The sequence below is a fragment of the Paenibacillus popilliae ATCC 14706 genome (assembly GCF_000315235.1).
In the GTDB taxonomy this organism is placed as follows: Bacteria; Bacillota; Bacilli; order Paenibacillales; family Paenibacillaceae; genus Paenibacillus_B; species Paenibacillus_B popilliae.
In genome coordinates this window covers 1-466 of sequence record NZ_BALG01000344.1, presented here as the reverse complement: position 1 = coordinate 466, position 466 = coordinate 1, and the positions used below count along the sequence as shown (strand labels likewise).

Annotated in this window: 1 protein-coding gene; it reads right to left on the bottom strand. The window is 51.1% G+C overall.

Annotation, left to right across the window (positions count from 1 at the left end):
* A partial coding sequence (locus tag PPOP_RS16980; protein WP_042229663.1) for a DnaB-like helicase C-terminal domain-containing protein occupies nucleotides 1–466 on the bottom strand: 466 nt, incomplete at both ends.

Below are 466 nucleotides of genomic sequence, written 5' to 3'. Positions count from 1 at the left end.
CCCAGTTTCCCGTTTCTTTGCTTGGTAAAGTTCACTTCAAGAGTGTTCTTCTTTTCCGAATCCCGATTATAATAATCATCACGGTACAGCATCGTGATTACGTCAGCCGATGTTTCTATGCCTGTGCTGCCTGCCAAGTCTGAATTGCCTGGTCGCTTATCCTGCCGATCATCCACGCCCCTGACAACCTGTGACAAGCCCATAACGTGACAATCGCATTCCTTCGCTGCTGCCCGAAGCTTACGGCATATTCGAGCTAATGCGCTGCCGCTGTTGTCGTTAGTTTCTCCGCGCTCTTTCACGTCCTGTAGGTAGTCCACCACAACGAAGTCCAGCCCTTGCGTTCGTTTAAGGCGGCGCATGGCGTCCACGATGTAATCCGCGCTAACGCCGCGCGTATCGTCCACATAGATCGTCTTCAGTTCTTCTTTCCTCTTCTGCATCGTTTCGTAATGATTGCGTGCTA